Genomic DNA, 19,026 nt, shown 5'->3' with positions numbered 1-19,026 from the left:
GCTTTGGATTACTGATTCATTGACAACCCTTACAGCAAGCTAGTTTCCTAACCTACTCCAGAGGGGTGAGTCTCCCCAGTCGTTCATCCCATTTCAGAGATAGTTTCGGTATGCCCTACCGTACTTGAGAAAAAAATGCTTTGTTCTCTGTACTTGGTGCTTTAAGGTTTTATATGGCCAAAGCATTTCTTGCAAGAACCCCATACCTTAAGTTTTCAAGGTTAATTGCATCGATTAGATGCTGGGTTTTTCAACTGGTTGAATACCCTGCCAGTAGAGTTATTATAGCATTAGAAAGAGCCTTATATCCCCATACCTGAAGGTAGGGGCGTGTGCGGCAATTTTTGGTAAAGTTAGTTCGCGGACTCCAGAAGATATTGATGAAGTCCTGGTCAGCAAGAGCTTTATCGGTTCGTAGAGTTTCCCAAGATAACCAAGGGAAAAAGACGGCAGGTGTGGATGGGCAAAAGAACCTAACCCCAAAGCAACGTCTTGCCCTAACAGGGGAATTAAAACTTGGAACTAAGGTCAGCCCAACTAGGCGAGTATGGATTCCCAAGCCAGGAACGGAAGAGAAACGACCATTAGGAATACCTACGATGAAAGACCGAGCCTTGCAAGTGCTTGTCAAAATGGCATTAGAGCCAGAATGGGAGGCACGATTTGAACCGAACTCATACGGGTTCAGACCAGGACGCTCATGCCAAGATGCGGTAGAGGCAATATTTAGCGCAATCAGGCTCAAGCCTAAATTTGTGCTATAGCGCTACTTGAATCGGGAACAGGGAACGGGGAACAGGGAACAGCAGACTATGAAAGGGTTTCAGAATCTAAAAATGTCCTAACCAATTTGCGTAGTGCTATAGATGCCGACATATCGAAATGTTTTGACCGCATCGACCATAAAGCACTGCTTAACAAATTGAATACATTTCCCACCATACGCCGTCAAATACGAGCATGGTTAAAAGCGGGAGTGATGGATAATATGCAGTACCTCGAAACATCTGAGGGAACGCCACAAGGAGGGGTCATTTCTCCTCTTTTGGCTAACATCTCCCTTCACGGGATGGAAGAACGGGTGAAAGAATTTGCTGATACTCTTCCTACTAAGAGTGGTTTTGGCAAAAGGGATAATCGAAAAGCCCTGAACTTCATCCGGTATGCCGATGACTTCGTTATTCTCCACGAAGACATAACCGTTGTCCAAAGATGCAAGGAGATTATCTCTGAATGGTTAAAAGGCATGGGATTGGAGTTAAAGCCTAACAAAACTAGAATTACTCACACCCTCAATCAGTGTGAGCAAGAACAACCAGGTTTCAACTTCCTTGGTTTTAATATACGTCAATTCCCCGTAGGTAAATACCATTCAGGTAAAACCTCAAGGGGAAATAGACAACTAGGCTTTAAGACCATCATCACTCCAAGCAAGGAAAAGCAGAAGGTACATTACGACAAAATAGCAGCAGTAATTGAAGCTCATAAGACTGCACCGCAAGCGGCACTCATCAGTCGATTAAACCCCATCATCAGGGGGTGGGCAAATTACTACTCAACCGTAATAAGCAAGGAGGCATTCTCAGATTTAGACAGCCTCATTTTCCTAAAACTTTTTGCTTGGGCGAAACGCCGACACCCAAACAAATCAAAAGAATGGGTGGTAAAGAAATATTGGCAAACAATAAAAGGCGATAACTGGGTATTCGCAACCAGGTCTGAGGGTAAAAACCCAATGCGGTTACAGAAACATAGCGCCACTGAAATCAAGCGTCATGTAAAAGTTAAAGGCGAATCGTCACCATAGGACGGAAACCTGGTTTACTGGAGTACAAGAATGGGTAACAACCCTGAAATGCCTAAAAGGGTATCCAAACTCTTAAAGAAGCAAAAAGGGAAGTGTACCTACTGCGGATTAATATTCCGTGAAAACGATGTGATGGAAGTTGACCACAGAATCCCCAAATCAACTCGATTGCATCAAAAGATTGCACGGCAACGCAAACAGTTTCACTACGAAACAGCACAAAAAATTCTCAAGAAAGCCGATGTGGTGTTTGTTGAGGATCTAAGCGTGAAAAATATGACCAGACGCGCTAAACCCAAGAAAGATAAAACTGGGAAGTTTCTTCCGAACGGGCAATCTGCAAAGTCAGGGATCAATAAGAGTATTGCTGACGCAGGTTGGAGTCAATTCGTTGATATCCTCGCCTTCAAAGCTGAAAAAGCTGGTCGGAGAGTTGTCAAGGTTAACCCCAAAGGAACTTCTCAGCATTGCTCAAACTGCCTGAATCGTGTTCCGAAAGAGTTGTCTGACCGATGGCATTCTTGCCCACATTGCGGGACAGAACTCGACCGGGATACCAATGCGGCAATTCTCATCAAAAAAGTAGGCTTGGACATCGGCTTACTCAAAAACGCTCAACCAGCTAAGGCTCGGAAGAGAAGCCCGGGCTGTACCGCAAGCGCGGTCAGCGTCGGGAGTATGTCACTCATGTTATTCTGGGATGAAGCTGGAATCCCCGTAATTATGCTTCTAGTCGGAGGTCAGTGTTAGAGACTACAATGACAGACACAGCCTCCAGCCCGATCCAGGAGTAGGTCAGAGTGTCATGTTTATTCTGAAACGGCAGGATGTTGAAATTAAAACCATTCAACACCCAAATCGGGATCTGCAAATTCCCATTTTGAATTATCAGGGACAGAGTTTTCGCCTTATGAAAGTGTTCACCGCCCAGCAATCCGATGAAGCAAAAGCCTTCTGGCGAGATCTGACGGATAACCGAGGCAAAGCTTGTGTACTGCTCGAAGAGCCAGATCGCTATAGCGTTTGGGGGAAAGTTCGCCCTGATCAACTGATTGGCGATGGTTTGAATACCAGCGATAGTAAGCAATCTGCACTAATAAGCGCGTGTTTGCTAGTTTTGCAAGCCGTATACTTTGATGTGGAAGACTTGCTAGGCTCCCGACAAGCTGGCTCTTTTGAAAAAGATTTAGCACAAATTTTTCACAAAGCCAAGTTTCCCCAAACGGAAACTCAAGAAGCGGTGAAAACCTTACTGACAAGAGACCCTCTTGACGATCTTCAGATTCCCCCCTGGCAGGAACATCATCTCAACACTTTGTTAGAGGAACTTTATCAGCTTGCCAAAAACTATTTTGGCAATACCAGCTTCGCCGAGGGAATGGATGAAGTGCTTGAAGAATTGACAAACGAAGATCGGGCTAACTTTATCGGTTGGCTAAATCAATCTTCTGTTGGTAAGCTGTGGGCAATAGGTTAAGGAATGTTGAGAAATTCTAGGCTGTATGTCCCCGATATGGGACGCTGAACAATAGACGCCACTAAAAAGTCGGTTTTGGCGACTGATGGGGCATCAAATCAGAGTCTTTCCCGTTAAATTGCCTGTTATTTTATCCCTATGAGTAGCACTTCACACCAAAAATCACTGTCTATATCCTCAATGCTATCGGCTCAGAATCTGGTCATTTTCGGTATCGTCTGGGCTGTACTGGCATTATTGTTCTTTCTGCTGTTTAGTGTAACCCCTGAAGGAGAGGAGCTACCACTCTGGTACTCGATTGGTACCTATGTGTTTGAACTGGGTGCTTTTCTGGTGGCAGCATTGGTTTGTTACCGCAACTGGCAAAGTCCCCAAATGGTGAGCGGACGAAATGTTTGGTTAGGTTTTGGTTTAGGATGTTTATTCTATTTCATTTCAGGTGTGCTGTTTGGATTGTGGGAGTTGGTTTGGAACTTAGATCCAGATGTTTCACTAGCTGATTTCTTTTATGTCTTGAGTTACTTCTTCTTGGGGTGGGGGATGGTTCTTGCTGTCACCTCCAAGCGGTTGAATTTAGAAATTTGGCAATGGGCGGCGATCACCGGAGTTGCAGTCGCGGGGACAGCCTTAGCCGTTTGGGTGGCTGATCCTTCCTTTTTTGGGCTGATTGGTTCCCCAGAAACACCTGCTATCGAACAAGTCGCCCTAGAACCCGCTACCCCTTCTTCGCCAGAGACTTCGGTGATCTCCGCCCCAGAAGTGGACGAAGAAACGACAGCCCCCGCTTGGATCGTCACTTTAGATGAAAAACTACAGCCCCTAGCAACCGGGGTGAATCTGTTTTACATTATTGGTGATGTTTTTCTGTTGATTTTGGCGACTGCCCTAATTTTGGCATTTTGGGGTGGACGTTTTTCTCAATCTTGGCGAATGATTGCATTTGCTACCTTTTCCCTCTACGTGGCTGATATGTACTTTAAGTGGGCAGATGTTCGCGGCGAAGGAGAATATGAAAGTGGCGGATTATTAGAAGTGTTTTTTGTGTTTACTGGAATTTTATTCGCGATTGGTGCTGTTTTAGAATATGACATTTCCACCCGTTCTCGTCAGAGTAGACGCGGCAAACGCGGCAGTGCGAAAAGCTAAAATAGGTAACTGGTGAGCAGGTGATTTATGATCAGGAACTGAGTTCTCGCGATTATCGCTCACTCTCTCAACAGTTACTTTCCGATCCTCTATCTAAGATCTCAAACCCAAAATCGAATGTCATCCTCCAAATTATCTGACGCTGAAAAACAGGAAATTGTTAAGTTGTACCAACAGATGCCAGAGGAGACAACCATTACTCTGGCTGATCGCTATGGAGTAAGTAGTTCAACCGTCAGACGTGTTCTTCAAAGTGCCATTCCCAAGGATACTTATGAGACTCTGACTCAGCAGAAACAACGCCTGCATCGAACAGGTAAACGCTCGACGCGCAATGCTGAGGAACTTGAAGAATCAATATTCACCCCCATGCTTGAACTTGAGTATCCAGAACCTGAATATTCCGAACCTGAATATTCCGAATCTGAATATTCCGAACCTGAATATTCCGAATCTGAATATTCCGAACCTGAATATTCCGAACCTGAATATTCCGAACCTGAATATTCCGAACCTGAATATTCCGAACCTGAATATTCCGAATCTGAATATTCCGAATCTGAATATTCCGAACCTGAGTATCGAGAAGTGTCTTCTCTACTTGACTCTTTCCCCGTGACTAAGCGGCGACGTAAACGCTCTTCAGCTAGCGAGAACGTTGAGTTGTCAGAATCATCAGAAGTTGATTTAGAAGTAGATACCGTGACAACTCCTAAGCCGATTCTCAAGTCAGGAGACGAACAATCCAACTATTCCTCAGATTCAACTTCAGCTAATATTAAACTGCTCGCTGAGGACTTTTTGCGAGAAGAATATAGCGAGTTTGACCCTGATGAGGATGAAGATGAGGATGATTTAGAAGACTATTCAGATGACGAAGAACGAGAAAAGTTCTTCACTTCTCCTCTTTCAATGGCGGGTCTAGTTAAAATCTTACCATTGGCGGAAGCAGAACTTCCAAAAATTTGCTATCTCGTGATTGATCGGGCGGCTGAATTGGTTGCTAAACCTTTAAAAGCATTTAGCGAATTAGGGCAAATTCCGGCTGATGAAATTCACGAAAAAACCTTACCTGTGTTTGATAATCATCGAGTCGCGAGTCGTTTTTCAGCCCGAAATCAACGAGTATTTAAAGTTCCTGATAGTCGTTTGTTGCAAAAAGCGGCGCCTTGTTTACAAGCGAAGGGAATTACTCGACTCTTAATTGATGGTCAGGTCTATCGATTTTAACTTTTAATTGTAATGATTAAAGTCTAAATTGTGACCTTCGATTTGACGATTTCTCGACCTACAGGTGAACCACTCAACCAAGAATCAACGTGCCAGAAATCTTGTTTATTCTTGGTACCAACGGCACTGGTAAGTCTAGCCTAATGCAACGGTTATATAGTAATCATCATGCTAATGCACAGTGGATATCAGCACATCGTCAAACTTGGTTTTCTTCCAATGCAATTGATTGATCACCTCAGCAAAAGCAAAATATGGAAAACAATATCCGAGGCACGGATACTAGGTTGGAGTCGCGCTGGAAAGACGATTACCCTCAATATCGCCCGAATATTGCAATCTATGAGCTTATTGATGCTGAGAACCTGCGTGCTAGGGAAATCGCTGGTGCAGTCGATAGCAACAATTTAGAATTGTTAAATCAAGGTTTTCCAGGTTTCGCATTTTGAAACGAGTACAAAAATACACTATTACGAATCGAATCAAACAGAAAACGAGGGGGATCAAGAATGGGTTTACGTTCGAGGGTTCGACGCCAGCGCCACAGGGTTAAACTAACAATCCACGCCCCATCGACAAGGGCTGCATACAGCCATCCGTAGTTTTTCACGTAGTAACGATGTCGTGCATCAAACCAATATTGGGGGCGACGCTTCGGGGTAATTTTAGTGTCTGTAATCCCCGAACTCTGCCCAACTAAATGAACCACCCGACTTTGGGGTTCATACCAACAACTCCAGCCTGCACGTTTGGCTTGCAAACAAAAATCCTCGTCTTCGTAATACAGAAAATACCCTTCATCGAGTAAACCCGCTTGTTCAAAGACTTCACGCCGTACCATCATACTCGCACCTGGTACCCAGTCTGTCGCACAAGGGGAGTTAGACACCGGAGGCGCAACCATCCAACGCGCTAACAGTTTTGAGACTAATCCTAATCGCAAGCCCCCTTCAAATTGACTCATCAGGGTTTGAAAGCGAAAAGCCGAACGTTGGGGAGTACCATCAGGATATTCGAGGCGACTTCCCACAATTCCCACTTGAGGATGCGTCTGAAGAAAGTCTATTAACGGTTGCATTGCACCCCGACGAACTTCTGTATCCGGGTTCAGTAACCACACAAAATCCGGGGGATCAGACGATTGTAAAGCCGGACGAATTGCGGCATTATTACCAAAGGCATAGCCGCCATTTTTATCAAGGGGTAAAAGTGAAACCCATTCTCCCCATCCTTCTGCTTTAATTGCCTCTTGAATTTGAGCAACTGAACCGTCGCCTGAACAGTTATCTACTGCTACAACCTGAATATTCGGCTGAGATTGAACTTCCAGAACGAGCGATCGCAAACAGTTAATCGTTAGTGTGGGAGTGCGATAATTCAGAATGACAACCAGTAGATTCATACAACAGTTTAAAAGCGATTGTTTAACTACACAAGGGTTTGTAAATCAGATTTTTTGCTGCGGATAATTTTAGAAGGAATACCCACAACTGTCGCACCCGCAGGCACATCAGATAGTACAACGGCATTAGCCCCAACACAAACATCATCGCCAATCGTTACATCACCCAGAATTTTTGCGCCTGCACCAATATTAACTCGTTTACCCAGTTTTGGAGCCTCCAAAGGACGGTCTAAATAGCGATTTCCAATGGTTACACCTTGACGAATAATGCAGTCATCCCCAATTTTACTATAACCATGAACCACAATCGCGCCTTGATGTTCAATAATTACACGCCGTCCGAGTTCTACGGTGTAGGGTAATTCAATGCCATAAACATTACGAACATGGCGAAATAAAGACCGATAGAGAATAGTTAAAGGCGCTCGTAATAGTTTAGATTTAACGGTCATTCTCCACTGTCCAAACCGCGCTACCGCTACGGCGCGAAATCCGGGTCTTGTCCAATCTTGTTGGTGAACAATCCAATCTTCACGAATTTGTTGCCACAATCCTATATTTTCAGGTGAAGTATCATCAACCTCAGAGCTATCGGAATTGAAGTTAGAATTGAAAGACGGTGATTGTATGACCATTGTCAGTTTCTCCTCAAGTGTTAAGAAAGGCAACAACTTGTATAAGTTGTTTTTTTTAATCTACATTTTTAACCCAAGTAGACATTGCTGATACTACAGCTAAACAGTTGTTTGATAGATGTAGAGTAACAAACTTTTTGAATAAAGGTTGCCAATTTGGCATCAATTTCAAAAAACCAGCCAAGGTACTTCTATTTTCAACGGGTCAAACTCAATGAATAGAAGTTTTACATCATACAAAATCCTGCTTGTTGAACCTTCTTTACAAATTTTCATAATTCTGTATGGACTGCTACCAAACCTCTCGACAAAAGGGTATCTATTATCAGGATTGGGTGTAAACTTGATTGAACAGTAGGGTGAACAATGCCACCCTTTCGATACAGGTATCTAAGCTTTTCGTGCGAGTCTATTTTCTAACAAAAGTTCACAAGTATCACCTCGATAACCCCGCTTCGGTTTAATAAACACTTTCTGATCTTTTTTAAAGTTCAGTTGGGTAAATTGTTCGCGAGTTAGGTGAGCGACAAGCTGATGTTCATCCGCTAAGATTAAATCAATTTGAACTTCCGAACCTAAATGGGTAATGCGTTTAATATGAGCAGCAGTTGTTCCGGTAGCAGGAAAAGGTAACATCTCGATATCGTGAGGACGAATAAACAGATGTGCAGGTAAGGCTTCTCGGGCGTGTTCCGCAACCAAAGAGACATGGGTTGGAACCACATTAACCGCCCCGATAAAATTCATCACAAAGGGAGTTGCTGGACGGTCATAAATGTCTGCGGGGGTTCCCACTTGTTCAATTTTACCTTGATTCATCACCACAATTTCATCAGCAACCGCCATCGCTTCTTCTTGGTCGTGAGTCACAAATACACTGGTGACATGAACTTCATCATGCAAATGACGCAACCAAGTTCGCAACTCTTGACGCACTTTTGCATCGAGCGCCCCAAACGGTTCATCTAATAATAATACTTCCGGTTGAACCGCTAAGGCACGGGCTAAAGCCACCCGTTGACGTTGACCCCCAGATAGTTGTGCGGGATAACGGTTTCCGAGTCCTTCTAATTGAATTAACCGCAGTAATTCTTCAACTCGATATTTAATAAAAGCCGGACGCTGTTTGCGAATTTCTAAACCGAAAGCAATATTTTGACGAACGGTGAGATGTTTAAACAGGGCGTAGTGTTGGAAGACAAAGCCAATATTACGCTGACGGACATCAAGATGGGTGGTATTTTGACCATTGATAATAATGTTGCCGATATCGGCTGTTTCTAAACCTGCAATGGTTCGTAATAAGGTCGATTTTCCTGAACCTGACGGCCCTAATAAAGCCACTAAGCTTCCGGTTTTGATTTCTAAGTTGATGTTGTGCAGGGCTTGGAAGTTACCAAAATTTTTAGAAACGTTTTGAATGATAATACTCATCGCTTTTTCCTCCAATTAAAGAACAGATTTAGGATCAGAATCGAAATTTCTATGCACTCATTTTCCGAGCTGTACGACGTTCTAAAATCTCTTTCAGAACTAATGTTACTGCTGCTAAGAGGGCTAAAACGGCTGCGGCACCAAATGCGGCTTCATCTTGATAATTTTTGTGGGCTTGTTCGACAAAAGAAGGTAACGTTAATGTGCGACCAGAAATCAAGCCAGAAACCACAGCAACCGCACCAAATTCACCCATCGCTCGGGCATTTGTTAACAACACACCATACAGTAATCCCCATTTAATATTCGGAAGGGTAACTCGCCAGAATGTTTGCCATTCATTAGCGCCTAAAGTGTGGGCTGCTTCTTCTTGTTCAGTGCCGATTTCTTCTAAAACCGGAAGCACTTCTCGGGCGACAAAGGGCAAAGTTACAAATAATGTAGCCATCACCATTCCGGGTAGTGAAAACAAGACTTGAATGTTTAATGCCTTGAGTACAGGAGCAAACCAACCGTTACTTCCATACAACAAAACAATCATTAATCCAGCAACAACGGGAGAAATTGCGAAGGGTAAATCAAGGATACTAATTAATAGCGTTCGTCCCGGAAAGTTGTTTCTAGCTAATACCAAAGCGGCACAAGTTCCAAATATAGTACAGAAGGGAACAACGATTGCTGCAATAATCAGCGTCATTTGTGCTGCATGGATAAATTCTCGACCACTTGCAGCCGTAAGAAACTGACCAATTCCCTTATGAAACGCTTCATAAAAAACGGCAACAGCAGGAATAAACAAGATGAGTGCTAAATAGACTAATGCAATGGCAATTAATACCGCTTGTATCGGGATTTTACGGATACTTTGAATGGGGTAAGTCTCTGTTTTGACTAGATTCAGCATAATTTCCTGTGTGTTATTGAGAAAAAATTAACCGCTTAAATCATTGAAAATTTATGATTTAATTGCGTAACGTTGCCCCCATCGTTGTAAACTATTGATAGCAAATAACATCACTAATGAAACCAGTAACAATACCGTTCCAATCACAGCCGCTCCTTCATAATCGAACTGTTCTAAGCGTTGAAAAATTAGCACAGGTGCAATTAAATCTTTAAACGGAATCGCAGAAGAAACAATCACAACAGAACCATATTCACCGACAGCCCGAGCAAATCCCAAGGCAACTCCGGTTAAAATTGAAGGGATTAAAGGCGGCAATAATACGCGAGTAAAAGTTTGCAAAGGCGTTGCCCCTAAACTCCAGGCTGCTTGTTCAATTTCCGGTTCCATCTCTTGCAAAACAGGTTGTAACGTTCTCACAACAAACGGTAAAGAAATAAACATCATCGCCACAAATACCCCTAAACGAGTGAAGGCAATTTTAATCCCAAAAGGAGCAAAAAATTGTCCGATCCAACCTTGTGGCCCGTAAAGGGTTGCTAACACTAAACCCGCTACAGATGTTGGGAGTGCAAAGGGTAAATCTACCGCCGCATCAACGATTTTTTTACCAGGAAAATCGTAACGAACTAAGACCCAAGCCACTAACGTTCCCATCACACCATTAATTGAACCAGCGAATAAAGCAGTCAGGAAAGTAACGTTATAAGCCGACATCGCAACAGGTGTCGTTGCAATGCGCCAAAACTCACTAAATCCAATCGAAAAAGATTTGCTCAGTAATGCTGTAATCGGTAACAATAACAGCAAGACTAAAGATAGAATTGTTACCGTCCAAGGCAAAGAAATTCGCTCTAAGTTAGGGTAAACAATGCGGCTAAATAAATTGGGTGGGGAGGCAGTTGAAGAAGTCATAATCAAATTATGCGTTTGTTGAGTGAAGACAACCGGGTTAATTTCTAATTTCTGGGAGATTGAGCAATTTGGGCTTGAATATTATCAAAAATTGCACCATCCGCAAAAAATTGGGTTTGTACAGCATTCCAACCGCCTAAATCTTTGGCGGTAAATAGGTTTTTAATTTTGGGATATTGAGCGGCAAATTCGGCTTCAATTTGAGCGTCAACGGGACGAAAACCGACTTTCGCAAATTCTCGTTGGGCTTGGGGAGTATACAAATATTGAACAAAAGCTTCAGCGACTTCTCGGGTTCCTTTTTTATCGACATTTGCATCAACAACGGCGACCGGGTTATCAATCGAAATGTTGTAATCTGTGGGAACAATGTAAGGTTGAGAATCACCTTTTTGTGCCGCTAAAATCACTTCATTTTCGTAGTTAATTAGCACATCGCCTTGACCTTGTTTATAGAAAACATCACTCGCCGCCCTCGCATCTCGGGGAAGAACCGGAACCCGTTGATAGACTTTCTGCACGAAGTCTTGGGCTTGTTGTTCGCTACCGCCTGCTTGGGTAATTACCCCCCAAAACGCCATAAAATTCCATCTCGCACCCCCCGAAGTTTTTGGGTTTGCAGTAATTAATGAAACATCATCACGGGCTAAGTCTGCCCAAGTTTTGACGTTAATATTTTGATCCCGAAGTACGAAAGCAACAACGGACTTGTGAACGATAGAGTCATTCGGGAGTTCCTGTTCCCAACCCGGTTCGATGAGTCCAGCTTCTTCAATTTTTTGGGTATCGAGGGCGAGCGCTAACGCCACTACATCCGCGTTTAAACCATCAATCACCGCTCGGGCTTGAGAACCTGAACCGCCATAGCTTTGGTCAAAGACAACCTTTTCGCCTGTTTTGGCTTCCCACTCGGCAACGAACTGGGGAATGATTTTTTCGTAAGCACTTTGGGTCACAGCATAGGAGACGAGGGTCAGTCTTTTCTCGCCTTGTTGTTGAGCGCTATCGCCGGATGAGCAAGCGGCTAATACACTGCTGAGGGCAGCTGCTGATAGCAATAGTCCGATACGGGATAGGGGCGAAGGATTCATTTTGATTCTCCTGGAATTGTGTTGTTTTTAGATTGAGCTTGATTTTTGCTTTTATCTTAAATTAATCATATCTGTAGTCAAAATAAAATTCAATACATTTTAAATACAATTTGCAAAAGCTTTACATTGTGGCGGAAGTAAGGTTCCATAACAGATAAGACACACTTACACTCAAGGCTTGCGGCTATGGCAGCAAAGAAGTCAGAACCCAGTCTGGCTGAACGGTTGATTAAATATAACTATCTGTTTCGAGAACTCGATACAGACTGGTTAGCCAACTATCTCCCCAAAGACCTGACAATGGATAAGCTGTACTCGAACCGCCCCGTTTATACGGCTTTTCGCCCCAATGTCTCTGGAGATGTGCTGTACTTAATTTTGGAGAGTGGTTTTGTCATTACCCGTAGCACCCCGTTAAACCGGGTGATTTCCATTACTTACCCTGGCGGTTGTTTTGGGATGCGAAACCTACCCTTTAGTTACGGACGAGTCGGACGGGCTTTTCCCAGTTTGGTAGAAGCCTACAAAACCACAGATGTGATTAAATTTCCGTTGGAAACCTTGCAAGCGATCTATAATGACAGCGAACTGATACGCGATCGCTATGAAATCCTATTTGAACTGCGAGAAAAATTTATCTATCATCTCCTCAATTGCAGTTCTTACCCCCCGCAAGCCGTCGCTACACTCTTACGAGCGCTCATCTATCAAGAACGGGCGTTAGGAAGCCAACCCGACTCTAACGGGGTGTACAACTTTGACCTACCCATTGATGTCATTTCTCACGCCTGTCAACTCAATCACCGCACCGTTGAGCAAGTGTTGAAGGGAATGCAAAAGGTGAAATTGATTGAGTCTGGAAAATCTAATGATGAATCTGGGGATATGATACACGTTCTCAATGCAGAAGGCTTAAAAGAAGTCTACGGCGCTACCCGAGATAAAGTCTCTTGGTGGCCGTTACGTTAACAGTGACCAGTGACCAGTGACCAGTGACCAGTTTACAGTGAACAGTTTACAGTGAACAGTTTACAGTGACCAGTGATAACTGTAAAAACTGGTAACTGATAACTGTAAAAACTGGTAACTCTCTTACGAAGTTGCTCCACGCAGGCGTAACCCCAAGATCGCACTTCGCGCTGATAACTGATAACTGATAACTGATAACTGATAACTGATAACTGTAAAAGCTGGTCACTGTTACGCAGTTATCATCACAAATCTGCCCCGGAGTTTAGACTAGAGAAGAAACCCTTTTAAAATCAGATCATTCCCATTTCCATCTCTCGTCCTTGACGTTGCGTTCAGTTGACTCCTATGCCAGAAACTCCAGTCTCTATTGCTCAACACTTTCACGAGCGAACCAAATACCACCCAGAAACCATTGCGTCTAAAAGCCAGCAACTCGACTGGGAACAACAACCCACTCCTTTTAAAGAGTATAAAATTGGCCAAACCTTTGATCTCAGACCCCACCTTCGGGATACCTCAGAACCCTTATCAGAAGATCCCAAGCTGAAAGAAGCTCAACGTTTGTCTCACCTGTTGCTGCACAGCTACGGTTTAACGGCGAAACTCTCAACCATGCAGGGGTTTCACTATCTGAGAAGTTCACCCTCTGCGGGGGGACTGTATCCGGCTGAGGTTTACATGATTTCCAGGGGGACTACTTTTTTACCGCCAGGACTTTATAATTATCAACCTATAACCCATTCATTAATTCAATTCTGGGATACTCAAGTTTGGCAAGATTTGCAAACCGCTTGTTTTTGGCATCCGGCTTTAGAAAATACCCATTTAGCGATCGCCATTACTGCTGTATTTTATCGTTCGGCTTGGCGGTATCAAGATCGCGCCTATCGTCGCATTTTTCTTGATACAGGTCATTTACTCGGTAATATTGAGTTAGCCAGTACCCTGAATGATTATCGACCCCATTTGATTGGCGGATTTGCTGATGAACCACTCAATCAGATGATGTATTTAGATTCTAGCCGAGAAGGAGCCATTACGGTTATTGCTTTAGCGGATTTATTAGAAATTGACCAAAATTTACCCTCGACACGCACGGCTTTACCTTCTAAAACCCAAACGGACTATCCTGAACTTGCGGAGGGTGAACTGTTAGCCTATCTGCATAATGCTACGAAGTTAGACTCAGATACCTCGGGAACTCAAGGATGGACTCAAACCCCCATTAATGAAGAGATTGAAGACAAATACAATTTTCCGTTTTGTACAAAAGTCTCGACCGTTATAACTTCAATAGATTGGGGGAAAAATTGCCAAGGATTAGATCAAACGATTCTTAAACGCCGTTCAACTCGCAGTTATAGCGGGGGTGATTTAAAATTAGAAGAACTCTTGGCATTATTAGATTTTACCTACCAACCCCATCACTATATCAATCAAGGATTGAATGGTTCTCCCGATTTTTTTGATTTAGGTTTAATTGAGACGTTTCTTGCTGTTTCAGGAGTCAACGGTTTAGAAGAAGGATGTTATTATTATGCACCCCTTGCCCAAGAATTGCGGCAAATTCGCTTTAAGAATTTTCGCCGAGAACTCCATTATCTCTGTTTAGGACAAGAACTCGGACGGGATGCGGGGGTTGTGTTGTTTCACACGGCTGACTTGAAAAAAGCTGTTGCTAAATATGGCGATCGCGCTTACCGCTATCTTCACATGGATGCAGGTCATTTAGGTCAACGCTTGAACTTAGCCGCCATTTATCTGCGGTTAGGGGTGAGTGGTATCGGTGGCTTTTTCGATGATAAAGTCAATGAAGTCTTGGGAATTCCCACCGATGAGGCTGTGATTTATATTACCACTTTAGGACGACCCGGATAAAATTAGGACTTCTCCATTTTTTCCGAATGACAACAGCGTTCACACAACCCAAAAAACTCCAAAGTATGATAGTAAATCTTGAAATTATGAGACTGTTGTAATAAACTTTCAAGATGATGTACCGGGCATTCATTCAGAGGAATAGATTGCCCACATTCAACACAAGTCAGGTGATGTTCGTCTTGTTGAACACAACTATAGACGGACTCACCTGTGGGTAGGGTTCGCACATGAACTAAACCTTCCCGTTTCAAGGTATCTAGCGCCCGATAAACGGTAGCTAACCCCATTTTGTGCTGAGTTTTGCGTAACTCGGCGTAAAGTTCCTGGGCGGAAACGGATCGCTTTTGGGTTTTGAGTTGATCTAAAATAACCTCTTGGCTACGGGTGCGACGAGTGTTCATCTGGAGTTTAGATTTCAATGAATGCCTCTCTCTAGGCTATCTCAATCTTTGACAACATCTCACAACACCTCACGCTTGAGATAAGGTTGTAGTGCTTCGGGAATTCTCACACTCCCATCGGGTTGCTGATAGTTTTCCAGAACTGCTGCCATTGTACGACCAATTGCCAGTCCTGAACCGTTCAACGCATGAACAAATTCGGTTTTCTTCTTTTTCTTTCCAGACTTGGTATCTTTAAAGCGAATATTCGCCCGTCGGGGCTGAAAATCTTTCACATTAGAACAGCTAGAAATCTCTCGATAAGTTTGCGAAGACGGCAACCACACTTCTAAATCATAACATTTTGCCGCCGAAAATCCCAAATCTCCCGTACAAAGTTCGATCACCCGATAAGGCAATTTCAACGCTTGTAAAATTCCTTCTGCATCTCGAACTAATTTCTCATGTTCTTCTTCGGAAGTATCAGGATGAACCAATTTAATCAGTTCCACTTTGTTAAACTGATGCAGTCGAATTAAACCCCGAGTATCTTTTCCATAACTCCCCGCTTCTCTCCGAAAACAAGGCGTAAAAGAACAGTGATAAATCGGCAATTGTTCCGCGTCTAAAATCTCATCTCTGTAGAAATTAACAACAGGAACTTCTGAAGTTGGAATTAACCACAGATCATCATCGCTGCATTTAAAGCTTTCTTCAGCAAATTTCGGAAGTTGACCTGTTCCCTGCAAAGATGTACTATTAACCAATAAGGGCGGCATCACTTCAACATAACCATTTGAAGTATGTGTATCCAGCATAAACTGAATTAACGCCCGTTCTAAAGCCGCACCCGCCCCTATCAAGCTAACAAACCGACTTTGAGCAATTTTAACCCCGCGTTCAAAGTTTAAAATCCCTAACTTTTCTCCAATTTCCCAATGGGGTAAAATATTAGGATTTTCGCTAATATATTCATCTCCCCACCGTCGCACTTCGACATTTTCTAGTTCACTTTTACCAAGCGGTGTAGACTCACTCGGTAAATTCGGTATCGGGAGTAATAATGCTTCTATTTCTGCTAAAATTTCCTTTTCTTTCGGTTCCAGTTCACTCAAGCTTTCTCGGATTTTTTGACCCTCATCTTTTAACGCTTGAATTTCTGCGCCTTTCGGATCACTTCCGCCTTTAATTTTCTCTCCAACTTGCTTCCCTATTTCATTACTCCGGGTTTCGAGTTGAATGCGTTGATATTCTAGCTGACGTCGCTGTTCATCGAGATCTAAAATCGGTTGGAGATCGTAGTCTCCCCGTAATTTTAAACGATCTTGGATGGCCTGTGGATTTTCCCGAATTTGTTTGATGTCTAACACGGCTTTGTTCCCGAAGCTGGATCGGTTGCTATTTTACTCTCCTCTATTGGATTGTACTGGCGATCGCGCCCTTAGCTCAAGTATCACAAATAGCAATCTGTAGCCGCTACCTCTGCTAGAAACTGTTAATTTGGGAAATGGAGCATGATATGGGAGTCAAACCCAGAGGATAGCCTGTACCCTGGGTTGTAACCTCGCTCACCTTTTACTCTAATTTCTCCTTATTAAGAATAAATTTTAATAGTAGGGATGTACCTTGATCGCGTTATATCTTAACATCCCCTGCAATGTCGTCGCTAAAACCAAAGTTTTCTCATGCCTAAATGATATGATTTTAGAGTGTAAAGTTTCTGTATCAGAATAATGGACTTAAGCAAAAAGGGACAAATAGTTAATATTGATACTTATATCTCTGTTATTTTAAACTATCTTGATATCGATTTTGATATAAGATATGACATGAACCGTTTTGGTATAGAGGTGGTAAATGTTATTGAAAGTCCTGTTTTAGAAACAAAAGTTATTTTTAATGACGGTATTTGTTTAGAAATTGATCCGTACTCTGAAAACAAATCTTTCGATCTAAAACTATCAAAGTTGCCTACTCTTTCAAATGATTCGTTAGAAAATTGTTTTTATGGAGACACAACAAAATCTGTAAGTGAATCTGGTTTGGGTTTTGATCCCACGACATTGCTAAAGAAGTTTCAAAATGATCTAAAAAAATATCAACCCATTCAAAAAGTTCTATTTGGTAGTCCCGGTACTGGGAAAAGCTTCAAAGTTCGTGAAATTGCTAAGTCAAACTTACGAATCAAAGAACAGTTCGACAGCAAGTTTCTTGAGAATACAGTTCAGGTAGTATTTCATCCAGAATACACTTATTTTGATTTTATGGGGAAACTAATCCCACAGACTGCCGAAAATAACCAAGTTATTTATAAGTTTTTTCCCGGTCATTTTCAGAAAGCACTCGGAATAGCGTATAGGGAAATCTTGAGGCTGACCAATAAAAATGCTTTATTAATAATAGATGAATTAAACAGGGGAAATGCTGCTGCAATCTTGGGATCTGTTTTTCAGTTGTTAGATCGTAGTAACGATCATTGGTCTGCTTATGAAATTGATATATCCGAACAAGAAACTTTAGGCATTTTCCAATCGATGGGTTATGATGTTCGTATGTCATCTGAAGGCATTCTGATTCGATCAGAATCTCGGAAATGCTGGGATCATATAGACTATTACTATGATTATTACCGAAAAATTTTTGAGAATAACCTCGATGCCAAACGGGTTTTAGAATGTCTTAAAAACAATAAAATATCTATTCCGAAAAATTTATCTATCATTTGCACTATAAATACTTCTGATGAGTCTATTTATTATATGGACAGTGCATTTAAAAGACGCTGGGACTGGGAATATATTGATATTAACTATGAGATAGAAGGTGTCCAGCCTATAAAAATTCAATGGGAGACCGACGAAAAAATTCTCACCCTGGAGTGGTCAAAGTTTTTAGAAAAGCTCAACGAGTTTATCAAAAATAATCATAAATCAATAATGAAACTAGAAGGCAAACAAATTGGGTTTTGGTTTTTAAAAGGTGACGAAAATAATATTATTACTCCAGACCAGATAAAAAATAAACTTATGTTTTATCTTTGGGATAGTGTTTTCTCACGGGATAAGAAGCCGTTGGAAGAGTTGATAGCAAAAAAATATTCTAAAGACATTAAATTATCAGTATACTCTGATTTTATCTCAAATGCCGATCTGTTTGTCTTTGCTATTGTACCCAAGGATTCATGGACTGAACTTTAAAAAGACGAGGAAAAGAGTCAATGATTAATTTTAAGTTGCTTGATTTACAAGTGAATGAAAAGTATTCTTTTGTTGGCATACAAAAAGAAGGAGAGAATTTAGTTTTTCATTTGCCTAAAGGATTTGACTATAATGATCCTTCACTAAAAAACCTCGATACTTTTGATCAAAAACGAGATTTATTCTTTTTGTTTTACAGGCTGTTTAGGAGATTTAAAGAGATTTGTTTGGAGAGGGAAGTTTTTTCCAACAGACTAAATGATCGGGATGGTACTTTTACGGATAATCGTGGTGCTGATAATTTTACTGATTCAGAGGGAAATGAAAATATTTTTTACTCAAAAATAGATGTACTAGATAAACTTTTGGATCTTTATGATGAATTAAAAATATTATCGATGGTGTCCCGTTTAGGCAAATCAAAAGACATCGATTATAGCCAAATACATCGTTTTTTACATAATGGTATTTTTTTAGAGAATAACGCGGTTTATATTGATCATGTAAGTTTACCCCGTTCTGAAGTTCATTATGATCAATCAGATATTATAA

At 42.0% G+C, this 19,026-nt stretch carries 17 protein-coding genes and 2 pseudogenes; 11 read left to right on the top strand and 8 right to left on the bottom strand.

The genetic code is table 11. The features are described from left to right. Nucleotides 1-347: 347 nt before the first annotated feature. The 7 genes and pseudogenes from WN50_RS36985 to WN50_RS23070 form a co-directional block, all read left to right on the top strand. Nucleotides 348-761 (top strand): annotated as a pseudogene (locus WN50_RS36985) (reverse transcriptase N-terminal domain-containing protein); the annotation flags it as partial. A gap of 104 nt (nucleotides 762-865) precedes the next feature. Next, nucleotides 866-1,969: pseudogene (locus tag WN50_RS37820) on the top strand (group II intron reverse transcriptase); the annotation flags it as partial. Between the two features lie 6 nt (nucleotides 1,970-1,975). Further along, a complete protein-coding gene (locus WN50_RS37815; RefSeq protein WP_425354836.1) occupies nucleotides 1,976-2,557 on the top strand; it encodes an RNA-guided endonuclease InsQ/TnpB family protein in 582 nt (193 codons plus the stop codon). A gap of 55 nt (nucleotides 2,558-2,612) precedes the next feature. Further along, nucleotides 2,613-3,284 carry an Npun_F0813 family protein gene (locus WN50_RS23085; protein ID WP_046278913.1) on the top strand — a complete coding sequence of 224 codons (672 nt, stop codon included), beginning with the start codon at nucleotides 2,613-2,615 and terminating at the stop codon, nucleotides 3,282-3,284. Nucleotides 3,285-3,422: 138 nt separating this feature from the next. After that, complete coding sequence (locus tag WN50_RS23080; RefSeq protein WP_046278912.1) at nucleotides 3,423-4,430, top strand: hypothetical protein; 1,008 nt, start codon at nucleotides 3,423-3,425, stop codon at nucleotides 4,428-4,430. A gap of 117 nt (nucleotides 4,431-4,547) precedes the next feature. Next, nucleotides 4,548-5,660 carry a hypothetical protein gene (locus tag WN50_RS34295; protein WP_046278911.1) on the top strand — a complete coding sequence of 371 codons (1,113 nt, stop codon included), beginning with the start codon at nucleotides 4,548-4,550 and terminating at the stop codon, nucleotides 5,658-5,660. Nucleotides 5,661-5,914: 254 nt separating this feature from the next. Then, nucleotides 5,915-6,109 carry a hypothetical protein gene (locus WN50_RS23070; RefSeq protein ID WP_046278910.1) on the top strand — a complete coding sequence of 65 codons (195 nt, stop codon included), beginning with the start codon at nucleotides 5,915-5,917 and terminating at the stop codon, nucleotides 6,107-6,109. Here WN50_RS23070 and WN50_RS23065 read toward each other — a convergent pair. The 6 genes from WN50_RS23065 to WN50_RS23040 all read right to left on the bottom strand — a co-directional run bounded on the left by WN50_RS23065 (nucleotide 6,082) and on the right by WN50_RS23040 (nucleotide 12,044). Then, nucleotides 6,082-7,062, bottom strand: a complete 981-nt coding sequence (locus tag WN50_RS23065; RefSeq protein WP_046278909.1) for a glycosyltransferase family 2 protein — start codon at nucleotides 7,060-7,062, stop codon at nucleotides 6,082-6,084. The two genes, WN50_RS23070 and WN50_RS23065, sit on opposite strands and share 28 nt — an antisense overlap. A 26-nt stretch (nucleotides 7,063-7,088) precedes the next feature. Next, nucleotides 7,089-7,700, bottom strand: coding sequence for a serine O-acetyltransferase (locus tag WN50_RS23060; RefSeq protein WP_046278908.1), 612 nt, complete (start codon nucleotides 7,698-7,700; stop codon nucleotides 7,089-7,091). 390 nt (nucleotides 7,701-8,090) lie between these two features. Then, on the bottom strand, nucleotides 8,091-9,134 hold the full coding sequence (locus WN50_RS23055) for a sulfate/molybdate ABC transporter ATP-binding protein (RefSeq protein ID WP_046278907.1): 1,044 nt from the start codon (nucleotides 9,132-9,134) through the stop codon (nucleotides 8,091-8,093). A gap of 49 nt (nucleotides 9,135-9,183) precedes the next feature. Then, the gene (cysW, locus tag WN50_RS23050; protein ID WP_046278906.1) at nucleotides 9,184-10,038 is read right to left on the bottom strand and encodes a sulfate ABC transporter permease subunit CysW; all 855 of its coding nucleotides are present in this window, start codon (nucleotides 10,036-10,038) and stop codon (nucleotides 9,184-9,186) included. Between the two features lie 51 nt (nucleotides 10,039-10,089). Continuing rightward, on the bottom strand, nucleotides 10,090-10,953 hold the full coding sequence (cysT, locus tag WN50_RS23045; RefSeq protein ID WP_046278905.1) for a sulfate ABC transporter permease subunit CysT: 864 nt from the start codon (nucleotides 10,951-10,953) through the stop codon (nucleotides 10,090-10,092). A gap of 44 nt (nucleotides 10,954-10,997) precedes the next feature. Then, a complete protein-coding gene (locus WN50_RS23040) occupies nucleotides 10,998-12,044 on the bottom strand; it encodes a sulfate ABC transporter substrate-binding protein (RefSeq protein ID WP_046278904.1) in 1,047 nt (348 codons plus the stop codon). A 186-nt stretch (nucleotides 12,045-12,230) separates the two neighbouring features. Between WN50_RS23040 and WN50_RS23035 the strand changes: the two genes are divergently transcribed. Together WN50_RS23035 and WN50_RS23030 are read left to right on the top strand one after the other, a co-directional pair. After that, nucleotides 12,231-13,013, top strand: coding sequence for a cyclic nucleotide-binding domain-containing protein (locus WN50_RS23035; RefSeq protein ID WP_046278903.1), 783 nt, complete (start codon nucleotides 12,231-12,233; stop codon nucleotides 13,011-13,013). A gap of 348 nt (nucleotides 13,014-13,361) precedes the next feature. Next, the gene (locus WN50_RS23030) at nucleotides 13,362-14,894 is read left to right on the top strand and encodes a SagB/ThcOx family dehydrogenase (RefSeq protein ID WP_046278902.1); all 1,533 of its coding nucleotides are present in this window, start codon (nucleotides 13,362-13,364) and stop codon (nucleotides 14,892-14,894) included. A gap of 2 nt (nucleotides 14,895-14,896) precedes the next feature. On the opposite strand, the gene WN50_RS23025 is transcribed toward WN50_RS23030, so the two are convergent. Further along, complete coding sequence (locus WN50_RS23025; RefSeq protein ID WP_046278901.1) at nucleotides 14,897-15,298, bottom strand: Fur family transcriptional regulator; 402 nt, start codon at nucleotides 15,296-15,298, stop codon at nucleotides 14,897-14,899. A 59-nt stretch (nucleotides 15,299-15,357) separates the two neighbouring features. Beyond that, nucleotides 15,358-16,647, bottom strand: a complete 1,290-nt coding sequence (gene serS / locus WN50_RS23020; protein ID WP_046278900.1) for a serine--tRNA ligase — start codon at nucleotides 16,645-16,647, stop codon at nucleotides 15,358-15,360. 363 nt (nucleotides 16,648-17,010) lie between these two features. Here serS and WN50_RS23015 point away from each other — a divergent pair, with 363 nt between their 5' ends. Together WN50_RS23015 and WN50_RS23010 are read left to right on the top strand one after the other, a co-directional pair. Continuing rightward, nucleotides 17,011-18,474: a restriction endonuclease gene (locus WN50_RS23015; protein ID WP_235441099.1), complete on the top strand. Its 1,464-nt coding sequence runs from the start codon at nucleotides 17,011-17,013 to the stop codon at nucleotides 18,472-18,474. A gap of 20 nt (nucleotides 18,475-18,494) precedes the next feature. Further along, a partial coding sequence (locus WN50_RS23010; protein WP_049560887.1) for a hypothetical protein occupies nucleotides 18,495-19,026 on the top strand: 532 nt, incomplete at its 3' end.

Source organism: Limnoraphis robusta CS-951, from assembly GCF_000972705.2.
Note: the sequence above shows the minus strand (reverse complement) of the source record. Positions and strands in the feature narration are given on the sequence as shown.